25 protein-coding genes, 2 tRNA genes and 1 pseudogene are annotated in these 26305 nt (G+C 35.2%); 13 read left to right on the top strand and 15 right to left on the bottom strand.

Annotated features, from left to right (window positions below; all coding sequences use genetic code 11):
- Positions 1–259 precede the first annotated feature (259 nt).
- From HF196_RS01520 to plsY, 5 genes are all read left to right on the top strand, one after another.
- Complete coding sequence (locus tag HF196_RS01520) at positions 260–952, top strand: phosphatidylserine decarboxylase (RefSeq protein WP_168455512.1); 693 nt, start codon at positions 260–262, stop codon at positions 950–952.
- Positions 949–1719 carry a CDP-alcohol phosphatidyltransferase family protein gene (locus tag HF196_RS01515; protein WP_168455511.1) on the top strand — a complete coding sequence of 257 codons (771 nt, stop codon included), beginning with the start codon at positions 949–951 and terminating at the stop codon, positions 1717–1719. Before HF196_RS01520 ends, HF196_RS01515 begins: the two co-directional genes overlap by 4 nt.
- A gap of 22 nt (positions 1720–1741) precedes the next feature.
- Positions 1742–3082, top strand: coding sequence for an alanine/glycine:cation symporter family protein (locus HF196_RS01510; protein WP_168455510.1), 1341 nt, complete (start codon positions 1742–1744; stop codon positions 3080–3082).
- Positions 3083–3084: 2 nt separating this feature from the next.
- Positions 3085–4551: an alanine/glycine:cation symporter family protein gene (locus HF196_RS01505; protein ID WP_168455509.1), complete on the top strand. Its 1467-nt coding sequence runs from the start codon at positions 3085–3087 to the stop codon at positions 4549–4551.
- Positions 4552–4687: 136 nt separating this feature from the next.
- Positions 4688–5269: a glycerol-3-phosphate 1-O-acyltransferase PlsY gene (gene plsY, locus HF196_RS01500; protein WP_168455508.1), complete on the top strand. Its 582-nt coding sequence runs from the start codon at positions 4688–4690 to the stop codon at positions 5267–5269.
- Between the two features lie 41 nt (positions 5270–5310).
- Here the strand turns inward: plsY and HF196_RS01495 are convergent, their stop codons facing one another.
- The 3 genes from HF196_RS01495 to HF196_RS01485 all read right to left on the bottom strand — a co-directional run bounded on the left by HF196_RS01495 (position 5311) and on the right by HF196_RS01485 (position 6760).
- Positions 5311–6207, bottom strand: a complete 897-nt coding sequence (locus tag HF196_RS01495) for a cation diffusion facilitator family transporter (RefSeq protein WP_168456249.1) — start codon at positions 6205–6207, stop codon at positions 5311–5313.
- Positions 6208–6231: 24 nt separating this feature from the next.
- Positions 6232–6304, bottom strand: a tRNA-Val gene (locus HF196_RS01490).
- Positions 6305–6688: 384 nt separating this feature from the next.
- Positions 6689–6760, bottom strand: a tRNA-Glu gene (locus tag HF196_RS01485).
- 611 nt (positions 6761–7371) lie between these two features.
- Here HF196_RS01485 and gatA point away from each other — a divergent pair.
- Together gatA and HF196_RS01475 are read left to right on the top strand one after the other, a co-directional pair.
- Positions 7372–8841, top strand: coding sequence for an Asp-tRNA(Asn)/Glu-tRNA(Gln) amidotransferase subunit GatA (gatA, locus tag HF196_RS01480; protein ID WP_168455507.1), 1470 nt, complete (start codon positions 7372–7374; stop codon positions 8839–8841).
- Between the two features lie 88 nt (positions 8842–8929).
- Positions 8930–9091, top strand: a complete 162-nt coding sequence (locus HF196_RS01475; RefSeq protein ID WP_168455506.1) for a hypothetical protein — start codon at positions 8930–8932, stop codon at positions 9089–9091.
- Between the two features lie 61 nt (positions 9092–9152).
- On the opposite strand, the gene HF196_RS01470 is transcribed toward HF196_RS01475, so the two are convergent.
- The 3 genes from HF196_RS01470 to era form a co-directional block, all read right to left on the bottom strand.
- Positions 9153–10082 (bottom strand): AEC family transporter, encoded by a 930-nt coding sequence (locus HF196_RS01470; RefSeq protein WP_168455505.1) that lies wholly within the window; start codon positions 10080–10082, stop codon positions 9153–9155.
- Positions 10083–10500: 418 nt separating this feature from the next.
- Positions 10501–11325 carry a 3'-5' exonuclease gene (locus HF196_RS01465; protein WP_168455504.1) on the bottom strand — a complete coding sequence of 275 codons (825 nt, stop codon included), beginning with the start codon at positions 11323–11325 and terminating at the stop codon, positions 10501–10503.
- Positions 11318–12202 carry a GTPase Era gene (gene era / locus HF196_RS01460; RefSeq protein WP_168455503.1) on the bottom strand — a complete coding sequence of 295 codons (885 nt, stop codon included), beginning with the start codon at positions 12200–12202 and terminating at the stop codon, positions 11318–11320. The genes HF196_RS01465 and era overlap by 8 nt, the downstream gene beginning before the upstream one ends.
- 819 nt (positions 12203–13021) lie before the next feature.
- Between era and HF196_RS01455 the strand changes: the two genes are divergently transcribed.
- Positions 13022–13468, top strand: coding sequence for a hypothetical protein (locus tag HF196_RS01455; protein WP_168455502.1), 447 nt, complete (start codon positions 13022–13024; stop codon positions 13466–13468).
- A gap of 699 nt (positions 13469–14167) precedes the next feature.
- Here the strand turns inward: HF196_RS01455 and HF196_RS06140 are convergent.
- Positions 14168–14896: pseudogene (locus tag HF196_RS06140) on the bottom strand (DnaJ domain-containing protein); the annotation flags it as partial.
- A 160-nt stretch (positions 14897–15056) separates the two neighbouring features.
- On the opposite strand from HF196_RS06140, the gene lepB reads away from it, so the two are divergent.
- The 3 genes from lepB (at position 15057) to HF196_RS01435 (ending at position 17210) form a co-directional block, all read left to right on the top strand.
- Positions 15057–15803, top strand: coding sequence for a signal peptidase I (gene lepB, locus HF196_RS01445; RefSeq protein ID WP_168455500.1), 747 nt, complete (start codon positions 15057–15059; stop codon positions 15801–15803).
- Between the two features lie 137 nt (positions 15804–15940).
- Positions 15941–16867, top strand: a complete 927-nt coding sequence (locus HF196_RS01440) for a ribose-phosphate diphosphokinase (RefSeq protein ID WP_168455499.1) — start codon at positions 15941–15943, stop codon at positions 16865–16867.
- Positions 16857–17210 carry an Asp-tRNA(Asn)/Glu-tRNA(Gln) amidotransferase subunit GatC gene (locus tag HF196_RS01435; RefSeq protein WP_168455498.1) on the top strand — a complete coding sequence of 118 codons (354 nt, stop codon included), beginning with the start codon at positions 16857–16859 and terminating at the stop codon, positions 17208–17210. The genes HF196_RS01440 and HF196_RS01435 overlap by 11 nt, the downstream gene beginning before the upstream one ends.
- A 239-nt stretch (positions 17211–17449) precedes the next feature.
- Here HF196_RS01435 and HF196_RS01430 read toward each other — a convergent pair whose 3' ends face one another.
- From HF196_RS01430 to HF196_RS01410, 5 genes are all read right to left on the bottom strand, one after another.
- Positions 17450–18118, bottom strand: a complete 669-nt coding sequence (locus HF196_RS01430; protein ID WP_168455497.1) for a conjugal transfer protein TraJ — start codon at positions 18116–18118, stop codon at positions 17450–17452.
- 45 nt (positions 18119–18163) lie between these two features.
- A complete protein-coding gene (locus HF196_RS01425) occupies positions 18164–18958 on the bottom strand; it encodes a hypothetical protein (protein ID WP_168455496.1) in 795 nt (264 codons plus the stop codon).
- Between the two features lie 58 nt (positions 18959–19016).
- Positions 19017–19856 (bottom strand): DNA polymerase III subunit delta', encoded by an 840-nt coding sequence (locus tag HF196_RS01420; RefSeq protein WP_168455495.1) that lies wholly within the window; start codon positions 19854–19856, stop codon positions 19017–19019.
- 8 nt (positions 19857–19864) lie between these two features.
- A complete protein-coding gene (locus HF196_RS01415; RefSeq protein WP_168455494.1) occupies positions 19865–20461 on the bottom strand; it encodes an L-threonylcarbamoyladenylate synthase in 597 nt (198 codons plus the stop codon).
- Between the two features lie 835 nt (positions 20462–21296).
- On the bottom strand, positions 21297–21551 hold the full coding sequence (locus HF196_RS01410) for a hypothetical protein (protein WP_168455493.1): 255 nt from the start codon (positions 21549–21551) through the stop codon (positions 21297–21299).
- 179 nt (positions 21552–21730) lie between these two features.
- Here HF196_RS01410 and HF196_RS01405 point away from each other — a divergent pair, with 179 nt between their 5' ends.
- Entirely contained in the window at positions 21731–22714 is a 984-nt protein-coding gene (locus HF196_RS01405) for a hypothetical protein (RefSeq protein WP_168455492.1), read from the top strand.
- An 8-nt stretch (positions 22715–22722) separates the two neighbouring features.
- Positions 22723–22884, top strand: coding sequence for a hypothetical protein (locus tag HF196_RS01400; RefSeq protein ID WP_168455491.1), 162 nt, complete (start codon positions 22723–22725; stop codon positions 22882–22884).
- A gap of 72 nt (positions 22885–22956) precedes the next feature.
- Here the strand turns inward: HF196_RS01400 and HF196_RS01395 are convergent, their stop codons facing one another.
- The 3 genes from HF196_RS01395 to HF196_RS01380 all read right to left on the bottom strand — a co-directional run bounded on the left by HF196_RS01395 (position 22957) and on the right by HF196_RS01380 (position 26182).
- The gene (locus tag HF196_RS01395; protein WP_168455490.1) at positions 22957–23244 is read right to left on the bottom strand and encodes a GIY-YIG nuclease family protein; all 288 of its coding nucleotides are present in this window, start codon (positions 23242–23244) and stop codon (positions 22957–22959) included.
- Between the two features lie 390 nt (positions 23245–23634).
- Positions 23635–24912, bottom strand: a complete 1278-nt coding sequence (gene glyA, locus HF196_RS01385; protein ID WP_168455489.1) for a serine hydroxymethyltransferase — start codon at positions 24910–24912, stop codon at positions 23635–23637.
- A 58-nt stretch (positions 24913–24970) separates the two neighbouring features.
- Entirely contained in the window at positions 24971–26182 is a 1212-nt protein-coding gene (locus HF196_RS01380; protein WP_174855504.1) for an MFS transporter, read from the bottom strand.
- Between the last annotated feature and the right edge of the window lie 123 nt (positions 26183–26305).

The raw sequence follows: 26305 nt of genomic DNA, 5'->3' as shown, positions 1-26305 counted from the left end.
ATATGGTAAGCGGACTTTTTGAAACTGTCAAGGAGTTTTTCAGCGCGACGCTGAAAATTGTTGTGCAAGAAGTCTCAAGTGTCTCCTTAAAAAAAGCTCTTAAGTTGATGCCGTTGGGCATTCAGTTTCATCTGCTTTTGTAAGGTATTTTAGCTCTAATACCTCACTTTACGAAGATACAAGTTGGCATTTAAAAAAGACTTTCCATTAGAAGTGATAAGTGATAAGTTGTTAATATCAGGTTATTATTAATAAGGTTATGTGTTTTAGTTTGCCTAACATTAACAAGGAAGGTTATTTGTTTATAGTAGTTTCTTTTATAGTAACATGTATAGCATTCTCTATATCTTGGGGATTTGGCGTTACATGCTTATTTCCAACGTTATTATGTACTTATTTCTTTCGTGATCCAGCAAGAGTTGTGCCAGGCAATACTGGTCTTATACTAAGTCCCGCTGACGGTATAATTTCAAAAATTGAAGAAGTAAGTTACCCTTTATCAGCGGAAAATGAAGAGGAGAAAAAATTTACACTTGTTAGCATATTCTTGAGTGTTTTGAACGTACATGTAAATCGCACACCGGTGTCTGGCACAGTAAAGGAAATGCACTATAAAAAAGGTAAGTTTGTATCTGCAATAAGTAATAGATCTAGCAATGAAAATGAAAAGCAAGTTATTGTAATTCAGTACGAAAAGGGAAAAGAGATCATTGTAGAGCAGATAGCTGGACTAGTTGCACGTCGTATCGTTTGTAATCTAAGAGTATCTCAGAGTGTAAAGGCTGGTGAAAGGTTTGGAATTATAAGATTTGGCAGTAGAGTAAATATTTACGTTCCTGCTGGTATAGAAGTAAGAGTCTCAGAAGGACAAACTGTTGTTGGTGGTGAAACAATTATAGCAAACTTGAATAAGGAGGATGCTCAAGAAAAGCTTACTTTTGATATTATATGAATAATAATGGCAGTAACAGTAAGTCTCTACCTGTCGCTAAATTATTCCCAAATTTTATAACTTTATTGGGTTTATGCTCGGGTTTAACTTCACTTAAATTTACATTTAATGAGCAGTGGGAGTTTGCAGTAATTTTTATTATCATTGCAGCAATTATAGATGGAATGGATGGCAGAATAGCCAGAATTTTAAAATCAACTAGCGATTTTGGAGCACAACTTGACTCTTTTGCTGATTTTCTAAACTTCGGTGCAGCACCTGCATTTCTTTTATATTTTTGGAAACTAAAGGAGATCAAAGTTATAGGGTGGATATTAGTAATGATATATGTTATCTGCATTTCGATAAGGCTTGCAAGGTTTAATGTATCATTGAATGCAGAACAACTTGACTGGGAAAAATTCTTCTTTTCTGGTGTTCCAGCACCGATATGTGCTTTACTTTCTTTATTGCCAATAATCATTACCTTTCAATCTCATGAAAGTGAATACTTACTTTTTACGGAGCAGTTTTTTAACATAAGAAATACGGCTTGTTACTTTTTGGCTATTTCATTTTGTTCGGTCAGTCATATTCCAACTTTTTCTGCAAAACATATTTACATTCCCAAGAGCCTATCATATATATTTGTGTCATTCTTTGGAGTTTTTATCGTATTCTTTGTTAGTAAGCCCTGGATAACTCTGCCAATTTTAGGTATTGCGTATATGTTTACTATTCCAATAAGCATTGGTCTTTACATATACTACACGTATAAAGCACGTTAGCTATATAAAAGTAGTGAGCAGCATGATTTTAAAAATAAGTGAACTGTTAAATTCGTTTCTGTATATAAAAATATTTAACATTCCATTTATAATTATTTGGGTGATTGCAACTGGAATTTTTTGTACCGTGCAATTTAGGTTTACTAACTTCAGATTATTCAAGCATGGAATACAAACGCTGCTCAACCTAAAATGTAATAATGACAATGGCATAATCACTCATATTCAAGCGTTCGCAACAGTAATTTCGGGAACAGTTGGCCTTGGAACAATATCAGGAGTTGCAATTGCTGTAACAATAGGAGGGCCAAGTGCAATTTTTTGGATGATAATTACCGGAATGCTTGGCATGTCGATAAAGTTTGCTGAAGTAGTACTTGCATTTACTTATCGCTCTGAAAATTCAACTGGCGGGGCTTTTTATTACATGGAACACGGGCTTGCAAAAATTGGATTCATAAAAACCGGCAAATTCCTTGCATTTACTTACGCGATTATGCTACTCATTGCAATGATCTTAGGTGGCATACCATTTCAAGCAAATCAAATCGCAGCATTATCAAACGACCTCTTTGAATATAACACATCTGTTATCATATCATTACTCGTTTTAATTGTAATACTGGGAGGAATAAAGCGCATCGCTTTCGTTTCAACGGGTTTAGCACCAGTTATGATCATGTTATATATAGGCATGTGTGTGTATTTAATCTATGTAAACGGAAATAACCTGCTGAACGCTTTATCTATAATATTTCAAGATATCTTTAATAAATCAGCTATAGGAGGTGGAGTATTAAGTGGATTAATAGCAGGTGTGAGAAGATCAGTATTTGCCAACGAAGTAGGTACTGGAACAGCAGCTATAGCACATTCTGTTGTGAAAGAGAAAGATCCAATTAAAGTTGGATGCGTTGCAATGATTGCACCATTTGTAGACACAATATTAGTCTCATTTTTGACTGGCATTGTGATAATTATCACTGGTATGCATAGTACCAATAAAATTGGTGATATTACATTAGTTAGTTCGGTGTTTTTAACGGCCTTGCCTTTATTTAGCAAGCTAGTTCTTCCGCTAATAATGTTTTCCTTTGCATTCTCCACAATAATAGCTTATTATTACTACTGTGAAGTTGCCTTATTGTACTTGTTTGGTAACAAAAAAGTACTGATATTATTTCAAATTCTTATAGTGGTTTCAGTGTATATCAGTTGTATATCAAAAAATATAGAGTTTATATCTTATCTAGGCGATAGTTTATTTATGTCCCTTATGGTTCCAAATGCTATTGCGATATATCTACTGAGAAAGGAAGTCCTAAACACGATAGATTCTTATTATCATTCTAAGAGGTATTAAACATGATTTGTAGATTGTTGTATGTAGTATTGTTTTGCCTACTGTTTAATGATGCGCATGCTATTTCAGGTTTGTACGAAAGTTATGACGCTGTGTTGAATACAATAAATAACTTCATGAATGAGGTATTGTTTTTCAAAGTCTTTTACGTGCCATTTGTAATTCTTCTAGTGGCTTTTGGTTATATATTTCTAACATTGCGTTTTAAATTTCTCAACGTAAGAATGTTTAAGCATGCATTTGCTATCTTATGTGGAAAATATGATACAACTCACCATGATGGTCACATCACACACCTTCAGGCATTTGTAACCGCACTCTCAAGTACGGTAGGTCTTGGAACTGTTGCTGGTGTTGCAATTGCCGTTTCAATGGGAGGGCCAGGGGCGGTGCCTTGGATGATGGTTACAGGCTTTTTCGGTATGTCAGCGAAATTCGCTGAAGTGACTTTAGCATTTAGGCACAGAACAGAAGGGCAGGAACAGTTGTTTAGTGGTCCCTTTCAATACATAAGAAATGGACTGGAAGAATTTGGATTTAAGAAACTTGGTATTGTATTAGCTGCAGTATATGCGGTATTTTTTGTATTATCAGGTCTGGGCGGCAGTGTAGCATTTCAAACTAACCAAATGGTTTCGATACTGTCTGGATACTCAAATTGGGTTGATAGTAATCCTTGGTTTCTTTCTTCTATAATTTCTGTACTGCTTGCTTTGGTGATTATTGGTGGAATCAGAAGGATAGCAATAGTATCTTCTGCACTAGTGCCTGTTATGTCACTCATATATATTTTTGGTTGTGTCACAATTATTGCATTTAATATTCACAATTTTGGCAATGCATTTAAAATATTATTCTCTAGCATGATAGATTTTAATGCCGTTGGTGGAGGAGTAGTAGGAGCATTTGTTGCTGGAATTCAAAGGGCGATTTTTGCCAGTGAAGCAGGTGTTGGTTCTGCTTCAATTACGCACGCAGTAGCTAAAGATGAAGAGCCAGTTAGAACTGGATTAGTTGCAATGATAGAGCCGTGCTTCGATACAATGTTAATTTGCTGTTTAACAGGAATAACAATAGTAATAACAGGTGCATACCAAACCGGTATTGGTGAGGGAATATTGATCACCCACAAAGCATTTGAAACAGTTTCTTCTTGGTTTCCTATACTTCTAACGGTAGCTGCGCCTCTGTTTGCATTTTCTTCAGTAATTTCATTTGTCTATTGTTGTGAAATGGGATGGCTATATCTGTTTGGCACAAAGAGTATAGTAATATATCGCATAGCAGTAGTGGTGGTTGCATTTTTCTCTGGGTTATCTAGAGATATAATGGCTATTGCCAATATTGGTGGTACTTTATTCTCCTGTTTAGCTCTCATCAATATGACAGCACTTATACTGTTTAGTAATCAGATTAACAATGAAGTTCAATGCTACTTAAATAGGTTGAGAAATAATAAAATTAATTAGATCTTCAATGTATGAAGAAGTATATTGTACAACTAAGGGTGTCATTCCAGTGTCAAGCACTGGAATGACACCCTTGGGCTACTCGCAATGACACAATCTGGGCTACTTTGATGATAGGAGATGTAATACTGGAATGATGGAGAAGTATGTAATCCTTATACTATCCTACGTGCTCGGTTCAATACCGTTTAGTTTAATTATTACAAGAATCAAGGGAATAAATTTAAGAAAAGTAGGTTCTGGAAATATTGGTGCCACAAACGTTGCGAGAACAGGAAATAAGAAGCTTGCTGCTCTGGCATTGCTTTTAGACTCCTCGAAGGGATTCATTGTGGTTTATATAGCACAAAAATTTTTCGATATTGGTAGTTTTTACATATGTGCATCCGCAATTTTAGCAGTTCTAGGACATATGTTCCCTATTTGGCTAAAGTTCAGAGGAGGAAAAGGAGTTGCAACAACTTTAGGGATCTTGATAGCACTTAATATCTCTATTGCATTAGTATTCATATTTATTTGGCTAGCAGTATTTTTTACTTTTCGATATTCTTCCCTTGCTTCTTTGACTGCTACTGTAATAGCTGTTGTAGTGTCTTTCCTTTTGCAAAAAGAGTTATTTCTTGCACTACTCACTGTAGCAATATTAATTTTCTTGAAACATTATAAAAACATTGCAAATCTTCTGCAGGGAAAGGAACATAAGTTTTATAAGCAGTAGCACCTTTATAGCTCCTTTTGCCTTAAGCTTCACTTTGTAATCTACACTTTCAATATCTTATCATCCGCACACTCATCATCTTCAATTTCAACTGTGGAGTGTGCTATTTCGAACCTATTTAACAACATTTTTTTTATCTCATACAAAATATCACTGTGTTGTGCATTTCGTTTTACCTTAGCGTGCATGGTGATTATAAAATAATTATCAGACAACGACCATGCATGTATATGGTGTACATCGATAACGTCAGGTAGCTTAGATGTAATCTCGCTTCTTATCTCTTCAGCAGATATCCCCTCAGGCGTACCTTCAAGAAGTATATGGCAAGAATTTTTAAGAATCTTATAGCCGCTGTTTAAAATTATTACGCTAACAAATACTGATAAGATTGGATCTACTATTTGCCATCCAGTAAGCATAATAATTATGGACGCAAGTATAGCAGCTATGGAGCCTAAAATATCTCCTATGACGTGCAGCACGGCACTCTTTATATTTATATTGCTTTCGCATTTACCGTGTAATACAAAAAAGACTATGATGTTAGCAATCAGTCCAAGCGTGGCAATAATTAACATTATTTTCCACTCGATATTGACTGGGAAAATCACTCTCTTTATTGACTCAATTATAATGATTGCTGCAATGAGGAATAGAGTTAAACCATTGACAAATGCTGCAATTATCTGCAATCTGTGATACCCATATGATCTTTGTAGATCAGATTTCTTAGCTGAAAATTTGTGTGCTATCCAACTTAAAACTAAGGCAAAGAGGTCAGTAAGCATATGTCCTGCATCTGACAACAGAGCAAGCGAATGTGAAATTATTCCACCTACTATCTCCATAAACATTGTGATTGCAACTATTATTATGGAGTAGATTAGGCGTTTGGACTCTGCTGCTGAATGCTTGCCGTTGTGCACTGCTGTCATATAAAATCTTTTCATGGACAAAAATAGGTAACACTGGGCTCGAACCAGTGACCTCTTGCACGTCAAGCAAGTGCTCTACCAACTGAGCTAGTTACCCATTGTGGCTTTAGTATAGTGTTTTAGCAGAATGAAAGTCAATTTGCTTTTAAACTCTTTCATAATAAACTGTATGGTTCCAGTGTCATCTACTTGCAGGATGTTTGCATGACACTCATAACTTTGTCATTTCAGCGCGTGACGCGTGGAGAATCTAGTGCTTTGGTGATTTTAGCAAAAATGTTGCCTAGTATGCTTGTTTGCGATTAATTTTTTTGTGATCAAGCACTGCCGTCATAAAGCGAATGAGATATCATTTCGTTTGACAGCCCTTCACGGATCTTTGAATTGCTTTAGCGATAAGTATTGAAGAAATTTACTAAGCAGAAAAAAGGCAAAAGAAGGCCCGAGAAGATTTAAATCATGTTAAAACTACCACTAAGAGTGACTCTTACGGGATTTGAACCCGTGTTACCACCGTGAAAGGGTGGTGTCCTAACCACTAGACGAAAGAGTCAATATGAATTAACTAAGTTATATTGATTGTTCGTATTCAAGTCAATTCAATTGTTTTACAGCAAAACTAAAAACGGACAAATTTTTTTCTATTTATAAAAAAATTGCTTCCATTTTTTTTAAACTTGATTATAATTAAAGTTAGAGATATTTTTAGAGCTCAAAAATTTATCTTTGTCTGCAGGCTTTTCATTAAATAACTAAATTCAGTAAAAAGTGTATCTATTCCAGCAAAGGGCGTGTAGGTGCACATGCATTCCTGCGCTACACTTTTCCTGAATCTTTCTTCACAGGAGGGTCATTATGTTCAGCATTCTAGACTAGGCTTACAATTAGCTTAAGCGTCAATACATCATAAAAAAACCAAAAGAGGCGCCTATGGTTTTTAACATTAGACAGCAAACTTTATGCACTAGCATGGGGTTCTTTTGCCTTTTTCCATTCAGCAAATTTCTGTATGCTTCTGCTTAATGAATTCCTATATTATCTACTGTTTCTATCCGTTTCGATGATCTAAGTTGTATTGGTTATCTTTCTAACTGTAATTATAAATGTATAGACCTTTTACCTTATTATTGTTATAATTGATATCTTGCTAAGAATTGAATATTAATGAATGAGCTAAGAAAATTAAGCATTACAGAAATGCGTGATGGGCTGAAAAGGAGAGACTTTTCTGCTGTCGAACTCGTAGAGGCACATATCAAAGCAGTTGAAAATGAGAAATTAAATGCATTTGTAACAAAAACTCCAGAAATAGCGATAAAAGCCGCTAAAGCAGCAGATGAATATTTTTCAAAACAGGAAGATAGTATAATCCCACCGCTCATGGGTATACCAGTTGGTGTAAAAGATTTATTTTGCACGAAAGGAATAAAAACAACAGCATGTTCAAAGATGCTGGAAAACTTCGTTCCAACTTATGAATCTACGGTATCCGACTTGCTTTTAAAAAGTGGAGCAGCCATGCTCGGTAAGCTTAACATGGATGAATTTGCTATGGGTTCTGCAAACACAAATAGCTATTTTGGCCCTGTTGAAAACGTGTGGACCAGAAAAAGCGATGGGGAAAAGGTTGTACCTGGTGGATCATCTGGTGGATCTGCAGCATCGGTTGCTGGATTTTTATGTGCCGGAGCACTCGGAAGCGATACTGGCGGATCTGTACGACAACCAGCAGCTTATTGCGGTGTAGTTGGAACAAAGCCAACTTATGGAAGATGCTCGCGTTTTGGCATGATTGCGTTTGCAAGTTCTCTGGATCAAGCAGGAGTCATTACTCGTTCCGTCTCTGATTCAGCATTAATGCTGGAAACAATCTGTGGCTACGATGACAAAGATTCAACATCGAGTGAAAGGCCAGTACCTAAGTTCTCTAGTCTGATAAGTAGTAATATCAAAGGCAAGCGTATTGGTATACCAAGAGAGTATAGGATGGACGGGATTTCAGAAGAAATTATCCATTATTGGGAAAAAATTTCTTCCAATTTAAAAGAAAATGGTGCTGAAGTTGTTGATATTGCTCTGCCGCACACTAAATATGCAATACCAGTATATTATTTAATTTGTTCTGCTGAAGCTTCATCTAATCTTGCTCGCTATGATGGTGTGCGTTATGGATTCAGGGTTGATGCTGACACTCTTGAAGAAATGTATTCGCTAACAAGAGCAGAAGGTTTTGGAAAAGAAGTGAAAAGAAGAATCTTAATTGGTGCTTACGCACTTTCTTCAGGTCACTACAATGAATACTATGAAAAAGCACAATGTATTAGAGCATTAATAAGAGATGATTTCGTAAAAGCATTTGAAAAAATAGATTACATACTTGTCCCGTCTGCTCCAACAGAAGCTTTCGGCTTAAATGAAAAGCCGGATCCACCGATTATGTGTATTAATGATGTCTTTACTGTACCTGCAAGTTTAGCTGGTCTACCTGCCATTTCTGTTCCTGTTGGACTTTCAAATGAAGGTTTACCACTTGCTTTGCAAGTAATTGGAAACTATTACGATGAAGCTGGAATATTGAGTGTAGCAAACGTAATAGAGCAAAATTGTGGCAGGATAATTGAACTGCGTAGCTAGTTATATAACTTTACGAACATTTGTTTTAACTCACACAATAGAAGGTGTCATCTAAGTAGCTTAACACTAGCATCCAGAAAAAAAGAGTATGATGATAAGTATCGATATCACGAAAGGAGCTGACGCTGGAACCTCACTTTTTATACAAATTTATAAAATTGAACATCAGATCAGCTACTTTCGATACTCAACAAATCAGTTTGCTTGCTCACAAGCAAACTTTCCTAGATCCCAGTGTCAAGCTACTTAGATGACACCTTCTTGGTAGCACAATGTTCGTACAGCCGTGAGCTAGTCGCGGGTATGTTTGCTCAAAAAGAAACAAGTTTAGTAAAAAATAATGATATTATTAGTGGAACATAAAACAGTCCCACTGCAGTACTGATGAAAAGTAACAAGGTAGCTCTATCTGGCTGATAATTTAAAATATTAGCAAGTATTACACTAGATCCGGAAACTGGAATAATAGCCAGCAACATCAGCGCTTTATATATACTCTCATCGTATATACCTGTAATATGCTTGTCTATCAGAACAATTCCCCAAACAAATAATGGCCAAAATACGTACTTTGCTGCAATAGTGGTCAGAGCAAGCTTCCAATCTATTTTAAAATTTGTAATTTGCGCAATACTCACTCCAAGTAGCATCATCCCTAATGTAATAAATGTGCTTCTAATATTCATCATAACATCTGTTAAAAAAGTGGGTATCCGTATATCGTATATGCTTAAAAAGAAGCCCAGAATCATTGCATAAGATGAAGGAAGTCTGAGTAATCTTAACATGCATTCTTTTGCAGTATAGATGCCATTTGCAGCTATATAAAATCCCAGGCTATTTTCAAACAATGCCATTCCTATGTAACAGACAACATATACAGACACTGAATCCTCATCAAATAAAGTCATGGCAATTGGCAAACCAAAATAACCCATGCTTGTGCTGCCTGAACTAAACGCCAATATGTTTTTTGTATTATCCTTAAATAAGAAGGAAGAGAGATAATACACTGATAAGGACATAGTACTACCTATGAACCATATCAAAACCGGCAGAGAAATTACTTTTAAGTTGACTTCTGTATGAGATACTCCATACAGAATCACTATTGGATTGGCTATATAAAAGAGTATTTGAGATATAGTGTTTCTATCAATCTTAAGACATTTACCTGCTAAATAACCAATAAGTATTGTAATATAAATAGGCAATACTTTAAAAAAAAGAGTAAAAAACATACTAGCCTAAATTACAATTATTTTTGATATTTCCGACTGATAAAATGACATTAGATCTTAAGATATTGTAAAAGTAAATAGAATTTATTTTCCAGTTTACCAAATTCATAGCTAATTAAAAAAGATTTATCAGTACTAAAACTCGCTATTACCAAAGTATAGAAATGATATTTTTATGATAAAACTATGTTAAGTTTTTATAAAGTTTCTTGCATATTTTTTAATGGTGATAGATTTGCTAAAAGTCAAAGTTTAGACTTGATTTTACTATATACTTAGTGGTATGAGAGAGAAATCTTAAGTTGCTTGTAGTGCAATCCTAACTATAGCTAGCCTTTTATAGGTAACAATGCGACAAAAGAGTTAATGTTAGCAGAGCTATAGTAAAGCAACATATGACTCGAATTCATAGTTACCTTTAAACTTCAATATAGAACTTTCCACCACAAGTTGCTTCCCACTCTTCTTTAAATTTTTTTAGATGTGCCTTTTTCTCGCATTCTAAAAGTAGCTCCTCCACACTTTTGTTATAACTTTCAGTAGTGATTCTTCCTTGATGCTGCATGAACCTTAAGTAAATTAAATAAGTGTTCACTACGTCTGTTTCACAATAATCTCGAATTTCTTGTATCTTGCCACTATCGTATAAACCCACAACTTGTGACCCATCAACTCCAATTTTACCAGGAAGATTAAACGCTGCACAAACCTCATTCATTTTTACTCTTGCAGAGGCTCCAAAATCAGATAGAGATTCAAGCAAGTCACAATGCCAATCACTACTGTATCTTTGATTGTAGCTATTCCACTTATCTCCAGCTTTATGAAAATATTCCGCTTGAATGCCATGGACCATAGCACGGTATTTTAGTACCGGCATATCAAAAGTACGTCCATTAAATGAAACTAGCCTCGGTCTTTTTTCTGACATATAATTGAAAAATTCCTTTACTAGTTCCTTTTCACTGGAATTTAGTGTACCGTCAGACCTAATTTCCTGTAGTGTGAATACCTCATAACCATTTCTGCAGCTTATATTGCAGAGTAAAAAACTGATAACTACAATTTGGTGAAAAGGCTGGCGAAGAAAAGGGTTTTGTCCACCTGTTATCTCGAGGTGATATTTTATCAGCGCGTCCCTTTTCTCTTCTACACTACTGTCACCACTAATATTGAGTAAATTTTCACAGGAGTTTACATTCGGTATAGTCTCAATATCAAATACCAGTAAAGAATTAAGCATCGCTTATATACTCCTCAGGGCGATTAGTCCAAGGTCGTACTTTTACGAATAAAAACAGGTGAACTTTGCGCTTAAACAACTTCTCCAGTTCAGCACGTGCCTCAGTGCCAATTTTTTTAATACTATTGCCATTTTTGCCTAGCACTATTTTCTTATAACTATCTTTTAACACAAATATGACCTGTTTTATAATTAAACTCTTATCTTTTTTTTCCTGAAATTGTTCAGTTATAACAGCTGTAGAATATGGCAATTCCTCACGTAAATTCAAGAATAATTTTTCCCTTGTGATCTCTGCTGATAAAAAACTTGTCGAGGAATCAGTTATTTGGTCTTCTCCATAAAACCAAGGACTTACTGGTGCAACTTCAGACAAGTAATTCATCAAATCAGAAAGTCCTTCACTCCTAAGTGCCGATATCGTAAAAATCTTTTCAAATCTATAAAGTAGATTCAGATGTTCATACGTCATCTTTAATTCAGGCTTTTTTATCAAATCAATCTTATTTATAACTAAAATGCATCTCGCTTTTGTGCGTTGTAGCTGCGCAAATATGGTCTTGATTCTCTCTATATTTTTCAAATAATTGCTCGCATCAACAAGCAGTAGAGTGATATCATCGCCTTTTATTGCCGACCACGCGGATTTGACTAAAGCTTTTTCAAGTTTTGTTTCTGCTGAAAATATTCCTGGAGAGTCAGTAAAAATAATTTGTGTGTCATTACATATTGTAATACCCCTTATTTGAGTCCTTGTTGTTTGCACTTTTGGAGTAACAATTGCAATTTTGCTACCTACGATGCTGTTAATCAGTGTAGACTTCCCAGCATTGGGTAACCCGGCTATAGTGACAAATAAGCATTTTTGTTCTCTCACGAAGGGGATTGTAAAGAAAACTGGAGTTTAGTGTCAAGCATACAACTGTGCAAATTTCCATATTACAAGTAAAAAATAAGGGTAACAACAGTGTCATCAAGATAGCCAACAAAAAAATTGAATGTAAAACCTCTTGACAACCCCCAAAAGTCCGCTTATCATGTGGCTGAAGCTATTTATTTATCTTCAGTCTGTGCAGATAAAATGACAAAAAAACTCAATGTATTTGGCGTCTCATGTTTAATTTTTTGCACTATGTGCACTTATGTCTTTAATAAACTTTCAAGGTTTTTACCTATATAAGCTAAAATGCGCTTGTTAAAGCGTTTAAAACAGTAAAAAACGCCGATTAAAAGATAGATAGTGAATAACTAGCTAACAGGGTTTCTTTTGCCTTTTTTCTGCTTAGTAAATTTCTTAACGTTTAAATTTAGATCAGTTGCAGTTTAAAAGCAGCGAGATTAGACGTTTAGAATAAAAAAACGCCAGTTTATAAAGTTAATATAAATAATTAGCCACCAACGGGGCTTTTTTTGCCTTTTTTTCTCATTTGGTAAATTTCTTAAACTCTGTCATTCCGGCGCTTGACGCTGGAATCCAGCCTTATTTTCACTTTTACGCAAAATCGAAAATAAGAGCTCTCTTATGTTCATCCACGCAAATAAGGTAAGCCTTATTTTCATTTTTATATAGAATCGAAAATAAGAGATTTCTTATGTTCATCGAAGGGTGTCATTCCAGCGCGTAACGCTGGAATTCAGTGAAAAAAAGAGTGGATCCCAGTATCAAGTACTGGGATGACATTATTATGCTACTTGGATGACATCGTCGGGCCACTTGGATGACAAAAAGGGGGCACTGGGTTGGCAGCTCGTGACTGAAAACCTAGATTTACTTCATCAACGCTCAGGTATCCAACCTTTAGGACGTATTGATACAGCAGATAAAATGAATTTTTCTTGGTTAAAGAAAAATATAAAAGGTAAGCACTTTAGGAGAGTTGATTTTATCATTGCTACTGGACTGAATAGTGATGAAGTTGGACTTCTTGCTTTATATAAAAAACATAACCCTAAAGGAAAGATAATTGCAATGAACTTGGTACAACCAAATTACTTAGGAGATGATGATATTTTGGTAGCTGGTGATCTACAAGAAACTTTGCCTGATTTGTTTGAAAACTTGTCTCGGCTTTCAACTACTAACGAAAACAAAAATGAAATGTTTACGGATGAACTTCCTGTGGTTTCAAACATTCAGGGGTGAGGCATTCTTAATTGCAGTACCTACATTCATATGATGGTCCTTTTGCCTTTCTTTGCTAACCTTCTCACAAAACTTGCCAATACCATAACCTACCAATGCGCCAACCAATGCAGCAGCAGCAAATACCGCAACAGCAGCGATAGCTGAGATTAAGGCAGTAGCTCCTGCGAGATATGCTATACTCAGGCCCAACAATAAGCCAGCGGAAGCAGTTATAATAGGCAACTTATTCCCTTTTGTACCGTGTGGAATATCATCGTTTTTCTTTGGATTACCAGGTGAAAATTTTGCTTTAGGATTTTGTATAGGCACATTCAGCTTCTTTTTAGCAATAGGTATTCCACTAATTTCTGACAGCTTAGATAATGCAGATGTACCATCTCCGCATTTTAGTTCACCAATACCGCACTTGATAAACAATTCTGATATTGAACTTAATCTGTCTCTTTGCTTTACACATATACGATAAGTATCGATGCTTTCTTTATTTAAAGCATTATCATAGAAGCTGATCCCGCTCTTATTCTTCCTTATGCTATCAACAAAAAGATCAAATGAAGTTACACCATCGTTATTTCTAATATCGAATTGTATACCTTTGCCTAGAAGTGATTCAGCAAAGCCGTTGTATTTAAGGTACCACCCACTACCTGAGTAATCGAAACTTTTATCAATGTACCCTTTAAAAACATGATGCAAAGCTGTATTCCCATCTTCATCTTGATGATTAATGTCTATATCATTTCTCTCTAAAAGAAAGTCAAAAACCTTTTGAGCATCAAATTTAACAGCACTAATTAAAGCAACGCTTGGTAACGTTGCTCCATTTTCAATCAAGAGGGCTAAAATTAAATCCTGATTTTTCTTAATAGCAACTTCTACTGGAGTGAGGTTTAAGTACTCATGACCGATATAGTGATTAGAACCATCATGCCTTGTATTAATATCTATACCTTGTTTTATCAAAGCATTACATTTCTCGAAATCACCTAAATCAATACACATAAATAGACGACCAGTTTTGATTAATTTACACCAATCTTCACAAAAGTCCTCAAATTTTTTCCAAAAATCATTGAACTTATATTGCTGATCTTCTGAATCTCCATCACTCTCTGGATATTGAGAGCTTCCATTGTTATCATATTGCTTTCTTTTTTCCTGATCAGATAATATCTTGTATGCTTCGTCAATTTCTATGAATTTTGCTACTTTATTTTCAATCTGAATTTTTTGCTTTTTCTCTAATTCTGATAGCGGCCCTCCATTTCTTATCTTGTCTGATAATGCACGGGATATTTGCTGTTCCTCAGATGACAAGCATTTATCTGGATGAAACTCTTTTGCTAAGATGCGATACGCTTTTTTTATCTCATCTTCAGTAGCATTTTTACTCACTCCTAATACTTTATAATAGTCGGTAGTCATAACCCACACTCCATATACTTCCTTTATATTAAAGATATAATAAACCTAAACTTTTGTCAATATATATTACGAAAGTTCGAGTAGGTTACAAACACGAGTAAAATTTCACACTATTACTTTTTATGTGTTATAATAGACTTAATTCATAAAAAAAATAAAGTTGGAGAAACTAAACCAAGGCTGGATAGCAAGGACAGGGAGATTTTTATCTTCATTGTTTTTTTTACTACTAATTGCGCTATCAATACGTAGTTTTTTATTTGAGCCATTTCATATCCCTTCTGGTTCAATGAAAAGTACTCTGCTTGAAGGAGATTATATTTTTACTAGTAAATATTCATATGGTTACAGTAAACACTCCTTTCCTTTTTCTCCAAACGTCTTTAGTGGCAGGATCTTTTATACCCCTCCAAAGCGTGGTGACATAATAGTTTTTAAGCCTACGAGAAATGACAGCATAAGATTCGTTAAGCGAGTAATAGGAATGCCAGGTGACAAAGTGCAAGTGATAAAGGGTGAGTTATACCTAAATGATAAAAAGGTAGAACGAAAACAAATTAAAAGTTTTTTTGACTATGAATCAAATCATAGCATACCAAGGTATATAGAAACACTCCCAGGCGAAAGGAAACATGAGATTTTGATAGATAATGTTTCTAATAAGCTATCATATAACACTCCAGCTTATTATGTACCTGACAATCAATTTTTTGTCATGGGAGACAATAGAAACAATTCTTTTGATAGTAGGTTTCCTGAGATTGGTTTTGTACCAGTAGAAAATATAATTGGGCGTGTAAGTATAGTTGGTCTATCATTTAAATTAAAGAAGGTTGACTGGCTGCCATTTAATTTCAGAGTACCTGTTGCTCTAAGATTGAATAGGATATTGCACAGTGTTACATAAACTCTACTTATACATGGCTAATGCGTAAGTGTTGAAGCAAAAGTGGTGTCATCCTAGGCACTAGGTCTAGAATGAAGAAACTTAATTTTAATTATCTCATAATTTCTGTATAATTTCATAAGCTTAATTGGTAAATTATGAAGATAATAATAGGTAGTACTAGTAACAAATTAGGAGAATCAATAGCTAGCAAGCTAAACATTCCGCCATCCTTCGTGCAGGTATCAAAGTTTGCCGATGGTGAGATAAGTGTAGAAGTGGAAAGCGATATCTATAATCAAGAGGCATACATAATACAGTCAACTTCTCCTCCTACAAATGACAGTCTTATAGAGCTTCTACTCACAATTGATGCAGTAAAGAGATCAGGAGCTAAAAGAATAACAACAATTATTCCTTATTATGGATACAGTAGGCAAGATAGGGTTATTAGAAACAGTAATATGCAATCTGCCTTGAGTGCCAAATTAATCGCAAATCTCATTCAATCTGCAGGAACAAATAATGTTGCAGTTATTGATCTGCATTCAAGTCAAATTGAAGGGTTTTTTGATGTACCGGTTGCTAATTTGAGCTGCTTTGAAGTATTTGTTGACTCTGTACACACAGAAAACTTGGCAATAGTTGCACCAGATGTCGGAGCAATTGGTAGAGCACGTGCTTTTGCAAAGGCGTTGGAGAAAAAATGTGAGATAAAATTTAGTGGTGAGATTATTGTAATAGATAAATATAGAGAGAAAGCAGGTACATCTGAGGTAATGAACGTAATAGGAGATGTGGCTAATAAAAATTGTGTCATTGTTGATGATATAGTTGATTCTGGTGGAACGTTATGTAATGCAGCTTTTGCTTTAAAAACCCGTGGAGCAAGGTCTGTAATTTCATGCATAACACATGGCGTGCTTTCAGGCAATGCAGTTGAAAAAATCTCTTCCTCTGTTTTGGATAAGTTAGTAATTACGGATACCATACTTCACAAATTTAAAAAAACTAGTAAAATAGAAGTTGTTTCAATTGCTAATGTTTTAACTCACTTCATCCAAGGAGGTAAAGGTGCCAGCTAGGTCAACAGAGGACGTAATCACTTCGTTAATAGAATTTGTAAATAAGAGAAAAGTAACAATTACCAAGGAAGAAATGCTTAAAATAACACAACTTGTAAGAGTAAAATTATCAGATGAAGAAATTGAGCACTATTCTAAAGAACTAACAATGCTGGATTGGATACATGATACTTTGTTGCAGGTTAATACTGAAAGTGTTTCTCCTATACGTTATGGCACCATAGATAAAGACATTCACGTATGCAATGATGTTGTTAATTCTCAGAACATTAAAGAGGAGATATTATCCAACACAAAATCTGAGCATGGATATTTTGTAGTACCAAAGGTTATAAACGATTGAAGTATGAAGCAATATGGGTGCAGGGTTTACACAGGTAACCGCTTAGGTAATAGCGTCAACTTAAGGAAAAATGCCAGTGATTGTGTTCTCTCTATAGTTGCGATAAGGTAGAGCATTCCAAGCGCCATCATGGCTTTAGGGGAGTTTGCTGATTGAGGCTCTTAAGTTGACGCCATTGCCGGAGTGGTTACGAAAGAAAGCTAGTACATATTCTGCAATTCTGCCAAGCAGGTACATTATTACCTATACTTATAATTATCAACGATAAATTTAAATGGTATTATACCATCTAGGGTCGCTTTTATGTTGGATAAAGTAAAACTGATATCAATTGTCTGATTTTTTACCTTCTTATTTTGCTCAACCGTAAAAGTTACAGTAGCATTTCCAGAAAATGTAACTAGGTCCTTGATTGACCGGTTGATAGATAATTTTGTCACATTTATATTGGTAATTTTTCTTTCAGACAAAGATAAATCGTCAGCTTCACCGTTCACTTTCTCTTGAAAGTCTTGATAGATTTTATACGAGGAATTGTTTTTTATGAAATTCTTTTGGTATTCCGGTTCAGCAACTTTATTAGACTCATATACTTCAACGTATTTACTTATTAAGTACCCGGCTGTAGAAATATATTCGTCTTGCTTTTTATTGGAACTTAGCTTACGCATTACAGAGAATTCATTTTCTGTATGGTTTGCGTATCTAATGAAGTTTAAATCTTTTTTAACGGGAAACAATAAGTATATGTTCAGTAGTAATAAACACAAACATACCAGAAGAAACGATACTATAAATACCATCCAAGACCTTTCTACGACACAAAACAGATATCTATAGCAGTACCACTGAACTGCTTTGCTGAAATAACTCTGATTTTTTACTGATTCAAGTAGTTTATTATCCATAATGTAGAACCCAATTGAATTGTGCAATAGTAAGCTTCAAAAGCCTTAAATTATATCCAAATTTTCTAAAATAGGATGAATGATTATGTCACCTTGTTCCGCAATAAGGTAAAATTTATCGACTCTGTTCATATCCATATTTATCATTTTTACATTAAAATTTTCAGGATCGTAGGTATTACCATCTGCACTTTTGTGATAATTATAGTAGTGTAACTTATTTTGATCATCAAAATAACCAAATTCATCAGCGAGGGTTCCTACCTTTCTACCTGCTCTATCTTTGGCTAGTCCAAGTAAATCAATTGCATGATTTTGTGATCCAGGTTCGATAGGGCCTTCTGTAGCAAAAAACTTAGGTGCATGACCAAGATATTCTTTAAATTTTAGATTATGAGCCTTTTTTACACTACCAAAATCTACAAATTTATATTCATCTGAAAAACCGGAATATTGTGGATCATACTTTTTATATTCAAAAAATTCATTACCCAAGATATTACAAAATGTTAGTTTGTAATCACTATTATTTAACTTAACAACCTTAAGATAATGAAAATCTTCGGGAATTTTTACCTCTTCTTTTGTAATATGGTTGCGCACAACAAGCTCACCATCAAGCATATGGTAGCCAATTTTTGGCAAAGTAGCTATACTGATTACATTGTTTAGCTTAAAGTTTGCTTCATAAATGCCACTTGATAACTCCTTTCCTTTTTCCAAGGTTACTTCTTGACCTGTAGATATATTTTTAATTAGATTTAATTCTTTTCGCATGTTCAATATGGCTTTTGTTAAAACTTCTATTGATTGCCATATAGTTAATTTATTATCAGCCAAGTTACGTACTTCAAACATTAAATTAACAGTATTTTACCACAAATTTATGTTAAAAGTATTATACTCCATAAACTGGTGCTATAATATTAACTACATTAGCTAAAACATGCCTTTTATCTAAGTGGAGTTGCCTCGCAGCAACAAAAAGTTCATCTATTTTTTTCCATTGACTCAGCAGAATTTCAACATCATTCATCCTTCTTTTTTTTATGCTTTCTAAAATAAAAGCTTGAATTATATATGATGCTAAATCCAGCTCAATTGTGCTATTAATTGCTTTATTGATCACTTCAGGGTTATTTAAGTTAGAAAGGAATTTATAAAAGCACCTGTATGATTCATAGGTGTCATTGCTTATTGCATTTGTTATTATTCCTGGCGTTCCGGGAAATAAAGTAATGATTTCATCAAATGCTTGATCGTCAAACTTACATTGAGATGAAACAATTTGCTTTGTTTCATCATAAGTCAGAGGTAGTAAGTTTAGCTGAAAGCACCTACACTTAATGGTGGCTTGTATATTGTATGGTTTATGGCTAATGATAAATATTTTAGAGTTCTTTGGCGGTTCCTCTAGTATTTTTAATATTGCGTTTTTAGCATTATTTGTCATTGCTTCTAAACTATCTATGATAGCAACCTTGTACTCTGATTGAATGGGGCTTAGGTGCAGGAAATTTTTCATTTCTCTCACTTTTTCTACTCCTATTGTATCACCCTCAACAATGTGCAAGTCCAATGCTACTTCGGTATGGTTTCTTGTCAGAAACCAATGAGAAAAGGATTTTGCTAGTGTTGCTTTTCCTATGCCTTTTTTACCGCAGATCAGCCAAGATTGAACAGACAAGTTATTCATTAATTTTTTTTTGGCTTGATCATGACCTATCACTTTCTTCATTTTTCTTCCTATAGATTTCTGTCTGAAAGCATATTATTTACCGTTTGTAATGAAACAGTACCTTCCCTTACAACCTTAATCTTATCTAGAGTTAAGTCAATAATAGTAGATTCGATACCAGAAACTAACTCATCATCTTCAACAACTGCAGATAAGTGTCGTTTTATGGATTTAGGTATACCGCTTGCTTTACATACACTTTTTTCTCCTGAAATATTAATACTAGTTGCAACTATTGGAGTTTTCAGTTCATTTAATATTGAAGTTGCAATGGGATGATTAGGAATTCTTATACCTATACTAACTTTAAAGAATTCATTCGGTAGTATGTTATTATTTTTCAATGGTAAAATATAGGTAATTGGTCCAGGAGAGAAACGATTTATTAAACTAATATATTTTTCCTCTAGTACTGCTATTTTCGTCAAACTGTAAACATTATCAACAAAGATAGATAATGGTTTATTTTGAGAACGCTTTTTTACCTGGTATATTTTCTTTATAGCTCCACTATCTAGAGCACTACAAGCAAGAGCGTAGACTGTTTCTGTTGGGAAACACACTAACAAGTTGTTCTGTATTGCATTTATTATTTTGGGGATCATATAGCTAAAAACTTACATTCACAGTAGCTATTGTTACATAAAGTGAGTAATTTTACATGACTGTTTCAATGCCAATCTAGGCAAATCCTGTTGACTATATTAATGGCTTCTTTAAAACTATGCTAGGTGGTAGACGTTTCAAGTGTTGTTAAAAAATTTATTATAACTGTAAATTCGCTAAATTATACTTAAAAGTTACCAAAAACGTAAATTATCATTAGATCTTTTACATAACCATATAATAAAGCAGTTTTCGGTAGCACATTAAAAAACGAAAAACCACTTGACAATCTCCAAAGGTCTGCTTACCATACAATTGAAGCTATTTATTTATCTTCAGTCTGTGCAGATAAAATGACAAAAAAACTCAATGTATTTGGCGTCTCATGTTTAATTTTTTGCACTATGTGCACTTATGTCTTTAATAAACTTTCAAGGTTTTTACCTATATAAGCTAAAATGCGCTTGTTAAAGCGTTTAAAACAGTAAAAAACGCCGATTAAAAGATAGATAGTGAATAACTAGCTAACAGGGTTTCTTTTGCCTTTTTTCTGCTTAGTAAATTTCTTAACGTTTAAATTTAGATCAGTTGCAGTTTAAAAGCAGCGGGATTAGACGTTTAGAATAAAAAAACGCCAGTTTATAAAGTTAATATAAATAATTAGCCACCAACGGGGCTTCTTTTGCCTTTTTCTCTCATTTGGTAAATTTCTTAAACTCTGTCATTCCAGTGCTTGACGCTGGAATCCAGCCTTATTTTCATTTTTACGCAAAATCGAAAATAAGAGGTCTCTTATGTTCATCCACGCAAATAAGGTAAGTCTTATTTTCATTTTTATACAGAATCGAAAGTAAGAGGTTTCTTATTTTCATCAAATGGTGTCATTCCAGCGCTTGACGCTGGAATCCAGGAGAGTTTGCTTGCTAAACTAATCTTGTGAACATAGAAAGTAGCTAATTTTAATTTGAAACACAACATCTTAATTATTATGGAAACCTGGATCCCAGTGTCGGAGCACTGGGATGACACCCATAACCCTGTCATTCCAGCGCGTGACGCTGGAATCCAGTAGAAAAAAGAATGGATCACAGTGTCCGCTACTCAGATGACATCATTATGACCAACACTTTGATCATCAATTGCTTCTCTCTGGAGAATCCACTGACAACCTCGTTTTCTGCAATTAAAGAATTATATAAAATCTAGCATTTACGAAATCTATACTTTTTTCATGCATCTTATGGTTTTTATAATTAATGGAGAGTGATATGGGTGGTACTACGTTAAAAGATGCTATTAATGATGATGACAATTTTATAACAGCTCTAAAGGTGCTTAACATATTTGCAGAAAAATCAGAGCTAAATGATAAAGCTAACTCTGCGGATGTTTACACTAAGACACTTGCTAATACTACATTTGCAACTAAAGCAGCTCTAGATGATAAAGCTAACTCTGCGGATGTTTACACTAAGACACTTGCTAATACTACATTTGCAACTAAAGCAGCTCTAGATGATAAAGCTAACTCTGCGGATGTTTACACTAAGACACTTGCTAATACTACATTTGCAACTAAAGCAGCTCTAGATGATAAAGCTAACTCTGCGGATGTTTACACTAAGGCACTTGCTGAGACTACATTTGTTAAAGCTATAGACCTCAAAACTAAAGCTGCTGAAAAACCTGTTGTAGAAGCAATAATAGCTTCTAATGATTTCCCTAAATTCGTCAAGGAATCAGACCTCAAAACTAAAGCTGCTGAAAAACCTGTTGTAGAAGCAATACTCGGTGCAAAAGGTGCTGATAATAAATCTATCTTAGTGGAAAAATTAGGAACATTTCTTGATAATGAGAATGATAAAGTGTATGGTAATAGCCAATCAGCAAAAGAGTTCCTAGGAGCTAAAGGCATGAAAGGACCAAAAGGAGATACTCCATTAGTCGAAAACGTAGCTACTGAACTAGTTCAAGATTCAACCAAATTAAATAAATTAAAGGAAGAAATTACAAAAGATTCAACTTTCCAGAATGCTTTAGCACAGGATGGAACGCTCCTAGGAAAACTAACAACTAAATTGGCAGGGACCCCAGATTTTAAGGAAGCTATCAAAATGGAAGCTGCTATTAAAGACGCAGGATTTAAAGAAGCTGTGAGAGCAGTAGGGTCAGAAACACATTATGATATGCCAAGTAATCAAAATGAACCACTTAATTGGCACATTTCATTTTCGGATTCACTGCTTGGATGACACTCCACATGTCACTCCAGCTTGTCATTCCAGCGCCACACGCTGGAATCTCGATTTTCTTAAGACCAAAACCCTCGTTAGTTCCCAGTGTCACGCACTGGGATCCATTCTTTTTTTCACTGGATTCCAGCGTCACGCGCTGGAATAACAGGGCTGTGGATGTTATCTGAATAGCCCAACTATGTCATCCAAGTAGCATAATGATGTCATCCCAGTGCCTCGACACTGGGATCCAGCATTAATTATATGATTTCATCATATAAATCCTTCCATTCTTGATTTGTTTGTTCAATTAAGTTTATTTTCCATTTTCTCTGCCAGCTTTTTAGGAGTTTTTCCCTACTAATTGCTAAATTTACGTCTTGAAACTCCTCATAATAGACCAATTTACAAACATTGTACTTTGATGTGAAACTAGAGACGACCTTGTTTTTGTGTTCCCAAATTCGTTTAATCAAATTTGATGTTATACCTATATATAGGGTTCCATTGCGCTCACTTGTGAGTATATAAACATAATAACTTTTCATATATAGTAAATAAATTTACTGGATTCCAGTGTCAAGCACTGGAATGACATCATTATAAAGTGGATCAGCGTTACACGCTGGAATGACAGGGCTTATTGTGTCATTCCAGTGGCTCCAACGTTGTCATCCCAGTGCTCCGACACTGGGATCCAGCATCTCCATAATCACCAAAAACGTCGTATTTTAACATAAAACAGCTACTTTTATACTCACCAACTTAATAAAATTTCTGGATGCCAGTGTCAAGCACTGGCATGACACCCTAGTAGTAGGCTCAAATCACAATGTTCATACAGTCGTGCGTCACGCGCTGGAATGACAGGGTTGTGGGCCCCAGTGCTTGCTACTTCGATGACATCATTAGACTTACTACTTGCATGATATCATAAACTAATAAATAGGAAAATCGTTACAAATCTTTTCAACTTTATTTTTCACTGCCCTTTCAACACTCAAGCTATTTCTGTTAATTAATCCCTGAACCACTTCATTTATTAGGCCAGCTATTTCTTTAAAATTTTTTGCTTCAAGCCCGCGTGTTGTCTCTGCAGCGGTGCCAAAACGTAGCCCTGAAGTAATGGTTGGCTTTTCCACGTCAAATGGCACAGAGTTTTTATTGCAGGTGATACCAGCCCTCTCAAGGCTATCTACAACGTCTTTTCCAGTCAATTTTTGTGGCCTTAGGTCAATTAGCACTATGTGAGAGTCAGTACCACCGGTTATAATGTTTAGCCCATACTCCTGCAGGGCTTGAGCTAGGACTTTCGCATTCTCAACAACTTTTTTGCTATAAACCTTAAACTCTGGCGCCAATGCCTCTTTAAATGCAACAGCTTTTGCAGCTATCACATGCATAAGCGGCCCGCCTTGCAATCCTGGAAAAACTGCAGACTGAATTTTTTTATGCAGCGCTTCATCATTTGTTATTATCACCCCACCACGAGGACCACGCAGAGTTTTGTGAGTTGTGGAGGTTATAACATGTGCATACTCAGCAGGAGACGGGTATTCACCCGCTGCAATAAGCCCTGCATAGTGAGCAATATCTGCAAGCAAATAGGCACCAACTTTATCCGCGATTTCGCGAAAACGCTTGAAATCCATTTTTCTTGGATAAGCAGAAGCACCAGCAATGATTAATTTTGGCTTGTGCTCAAGTGCAAGCTTTTCCACCTCATCCATATCGAGCAGGTAAGTGTCTTTGTCGACTGTATATTGAATCGACTTAAACCATTTACCGGAAAGACTTGGTGCTGCACCGTGAGTCAAATGTCCACCACAACTTAGCGATAATCCAAGTATCGTATCACCTGGAGTAAGTAGTGAAGCAAATACCGCCTGATTTGCCTGAGAACCAGAATGAGGTTGAACATTTGCAAATTTAACACCAAACAACCTGCAGAGTCTCTCTATAGCGAAATTTTCAATTTCATCCACATACTCACAACCACAGTAATATCTTTTACCTGGATAGCCTTCTGCATATTTGTTAGTCAGAAAGGAACCCTGCGCCTCCATCACTGCTCTGCTTGCAAAATTTTCTGACGCAATTAGTTGTAGCTGCGACCTTTGACGCTGAAATTCTTTCTCTATAGACTGATAAATTTCGTTATCAAAAGACTTTAAATCATTTTTAGGGCTGCAGACTTTTTCTGAAACACTTGTCATAGATCAAACTTCATTTAATTTTTAATGATACTAAAATGCATACTCATAACAAGCAATTTCAAGACCGTTTTCTTAACCACATAAACCCAAAGACAGCTAAAAGTAGACTTACAGGAATAATCGACATTGCTTCTATCAGCAGCTTAGCACCATACACAGGATTCCCCTGCACTACTGTTTTATCCCAATATAAGTCTACTATTTTTGCAATTCCAACATGAAAAAAATAGCCAAAAACCATAACTATCATATTTGAAACAGCCGTAGCCAAGCCCACTAAATTAGTGCTTACATAACTTATCGCTTTGTAAATGGTAATTACTTGATATCCAGATGCAAAACCGATAACAAGAAGCGTAGGCAACACAACATACAAACCACCTTTCTGTGTAAAAAGCAGGAGGAAGCTGGCAATCATCGCAAGAGAACATGCAATAATCACTTCGTAATGCTTATTTGGATATTTCTCCAATAAGTAAGCTAAAAAGAATGCTCCAGCTCCAAAACCTATGAATACAAAAGAAGAGAGAGAAGATGCCAGATCTTCCGTCATCTGATATACTTCACACAAAAATGTTCTTGCCCAACCATCGGCAAAACCCTCCAGTGGGCCAACCATTAAACCACCAAAAAAGCTGATCAAAATGATGTACTTGTTGCAAAGTACGGTTTTTAAGTCTTGAAGTATGTTGCTATCTACATTCTCTCTTGCATCATTTCCAGGCGTTATCAAAAATAACGACAGAGCAAGCAAACAACCAAATGCTGAAAAAGTATAGATAACATAATCCCAACCAAATTTATCGAGTAAGAAATCCAGAGGCAATCCACCATAAATAGCTCCCAGCAATCCTATTATTATAGATAAACTGGCCATCTTCGCTGATTTCTCTTTAGGGAAACACATGCTTGCAACTTTGAAGATTCCAATCGCCGAAGCAGATGATCCAACTCCAACGATTATTCTACCAAGTATTGAAAGATACCATTCATCAAAACATATAAGTGGCAGTGTTCCAGCAAATGTTAAAACTATACATATAGGTAAAACAAGTTTTGGCCCAGACCTATCAAGAAAAAGACCAACAGGTATATGAGCTAATGTATATCCTACATAGTATAATCCGCTAAACTGCCCAACATCTGCTATGCCTATATTAAACTTTGTTATCAACTCAGGTGCAATTATGTTTGGAATTACACGCAATATATATTGGTACGCATAGAACAACGATGCTAATAACCATATCAAAAAGCTTCTCTGCAGCATTGATTTCACCTAAAATCTAGGATTATAGGCACCTCGGTTATGAAAAACAACATTTTTACAAATATTTATCTCAACTTACTGAAATTCAACATAGCCAGATTCGTAGTCAACACGCATCGACTA

Origin of the sequence: Wolbachia endosymbiont of Ctenocephalides felis wCfeJ (genome assembly GCF_012277315.1) — a bacterium.
Taxonomy (GTDB): Bacteria; Pseudomonadota; Alphaproteobacteria; order Rickettsiales; family Anaplasmataceae; genus Wolbachia.
Note: the sequence above shows the minus strand (reverse complement) of the source record. Positions and strands in the feature narration are given on the sequence as shown.

Bases quoted from the DNA above. Each gene is read 5' to 3' on its own strand.
- HF196_RS01520 (WP_168455512.1), top strand. From the start codon at position 260: ATGTGTTTTAGTTTGCCTAACATTAACAAGGAAGGTTATTTGTTTATA.
- HF196_RS01515 (WP_168455511.1), top strand. From the start codon at position 949: ATGAATAATAATGGCAGTAACAGTAAGTCTCTACCTGTCGCTAAATTA.
- HF196_RS01510 (WP_168455510.1), top strand. From the start codon at position 1,742: ATGATTTTAAAAATAAGTGAACTGTTAAATTCGTTTCTGTATATAAAA.
- HF196_RS01505 (WP_168455509.1), top strand. From the start codon at position 3,085: ATGATTTGTAGATTGTTGTATGTAGTATTGTTTTGCCTACTGTTTAAT.
- plsY (WP_168455508.1), top strand. From the start codon at position 4,688: ATGGAGAAGTATGTAATCCTTATACTATCCTACGTGCTCGGTTCAATA.
- HF196_RS01495 (WP_168456249.1), bottom strand. From the start codon at position 6,207: ATGACAGCAGTGCACAACGGCAAGCATTCAGCAGCAGAGTCCAAACGC.
- gatA (WP_168455507.1), top strand. From the start codon at position 7,372: ATGAATGAGCTAAGAAAATTAAGCATTACAGAAATGCGTGATGGGCTG.
- HF196_RS01475 (WP_168455506.1), top strand. From the start codon at position 8,930: ATGATGATAAGTATCGATATCACGAAAGGAGCTGACGCTGGAACCTCA.
- HF196_RS01470 (WP_168455505.1), bottom strand. From the start codon at position 10,082: ATGTTTTTTACTCTTTTTTTTAAAGTATTGCCTATTTATATTACAATA.
- HF196_RS01465 (WP_168455504.1), bottom strand. From the start codon at position 11,325: ATGCTTAATTCTTTACTGGTATTTGATATTGAGACTATACCGAATGTA.
- HF196_RS01455 (WP_168455502.1), top strand. From the start codon at position 13,022: ATGACATCGTCGGGCCACTTGGATGACAAAAAGGGGGCACTGGGTTGG.
- HF196_RS01440 (WP_168455499.1), top strand. From the start codon at position 15,941: ATGAAGATAATAATAGGTAGTACTAGTAACAAATTAGGAGAATCAATA.
- HF196_RS01430 (WP_168455497.1), bottom strand. From the start codon at position 18,118: ATGGATAATAAACTACTTGAATCAGTAAAAAATCAGAGTTATTTCAGC.
- HF196_RS01420 (WP_168455495.1), bottom strand. From the start codon at position 19,856: ATGAAGAAAGTGATAGGTCATGATCAAGCCAAAAAAAAATTAATGAAT.
- HF196_RS01415 (WP_168455494.1), bottom strand. From the start codon at position 20,461: ATGATCCCCAAAATAATAAATGCAATACAGAACAACTTGTTAGTGTGT.
- HF196_RS01405 (WP_168455492.1), top strand. From the start codon at position 21,731: ATGGGTGGTACTACGTTAAAAGATGCTATTAATGATGATGACAATTTT.
- HF196_RS01400 (WP_168455491.1), top strand. From the start codon at position 22,723: ATGTCACTCCAGCTTGTCATTCCAGCGCCACACGCTGGAATCTCGATT.
- HF196_RS01395 (WP_168455490.1), bottom strand. From the start codon at position 23,244: ATGAAAAGTTATTATGTTTATATACTCACAAGTGAGCGCAATGGAACC.
- glyA (WP_168455489.1), bottom strand. From the start codon at position 24,912: ATGACAAGTGTTTCAGAAAAAGTCTGCAGCCCTAAAAATGATTTAAAG.
- HF196_RS01380 (WP_174855504.1), bottom strand. From the start codon at position 26,182: ATGCTGCAGAGAAGCTTTTTGATATGGTTATTAGCATCGTTGTTCTAT.